This is a genomic window from Streptomyces sp. NPDC019396, assembly GCF_040632375.1.
Classification (GTDB): Bacteria; Actinomycetota; Actinomycetes; order Streptomycetales; family Streptomycetaceae; genus Streptomyces.
In genome coordinates, this window is record NZ_JBEYBS010000104.1 from 1 (window position 1) to 1012 (window position 1012).

General features: G+C 66.8%; 2 protein-coding genes. Both read left to right on the forward strand.

Annotated features, from left to right (window positions below):
- Positions 1-561, forward strand: a 561-nt coding sequence (gene cysD / locus ABZ532_RS31670; RefSeq protein ID WP_361291489.1) for a sulfate adenylyltransferase subunit CysD, incomplete at its 5' end; no start/stop codon positions are given.
- Between the two features lie 2 nt (positions 562-563).
- Positions 564-1012 (forward strand): GTP-binding protein (locus ABZ532_RS31675; protein WP_361291492.1); only part of this gene is annotated, 449 nt, incomplete at its 3' end.

A 1012-nucleotide genomic window follows, 5' to 3' on the forward strand; every position in this document is an offset into this window, starting at 1 on the left:
GTGCCGTTGACCGAGGCGATCCGGGAGCATCGTTTCGATGCGGTGTTCGGTGGTGGTCGCAGGGATGAGGAGAAGGCGCGGGCGAAGGAGCGGGTGTTCTCGTTGCGGGATGAGTTCTCGCAGTGGGATCCGCGGCGTCAGCGTCCGGAGTTGTGGCAGCTCTACAACGGTCGTCATGCGCCGGGTGAGCATGTGCGGGTGTTCCCGTTGTCGAACTGGACCGAGCTGGATGTGTGGCAGTACATCCAGCGTGAGGGGATCGAGTTGCCGGGGATCTACTTCGCGCATGAGCGTGAGGTGTTCGCCCGCAACGGTATGTGGCTGACCGCTGGTGAGTGGGGCGGGCCGAAGGGCGGTGAGACGCCTGAGAAGCGGCTGATCCGCTACCGCACGGTCGGTGACATGTCGTGCACTGGTGCCGTCGATTCGGATGCCACCACGCTGGATGCGGTGATCGCGGAGATCGCCGCCTCCCGGCTCACCGAGCGGGGTGCGACCCGCGCCGACGACAAGATGTCCGAGGCTGCGATGGAAGACCGCAAGCGCGAAGGGTACTTCTAGAGATGACCAGCTCCACACAGTTGCTGGCCGAGGAGTTGTCGGCCACCACCCTGCTGCGTTTCGCGACCGCCGGGTCGGTCGATGACGGCAAGTCCACGCTGGTGGGCAGGTTGCTGCACGATTCGAAGTCGGTGCTGGCCGATCAGCTGGAGGCTGTCGAGCACGCGTCACGCTCGCGGGGCCAGGAAGCGCCGGACCTGGCGTTGCTGACCGACGGGTTGCGGGCCGAGCGGGAGCAGGGCATCACCATCGATGTCGCCTACCGCTACTTCGCCACGGCAAGGCGCCGGTTCATCCTGGCCGACACCCCGGGGCATGTGCAGTACACCCGGAACATGGTCACCGGCGCCTCGACGGCCGAGCTGACCGTGATCCTCGTCGACGCCCGCAACGGCGTGGTCGAACAGACCCGCCGGCACGCCGCGATCGCCGCACTCCTGCGCGTCCCCCA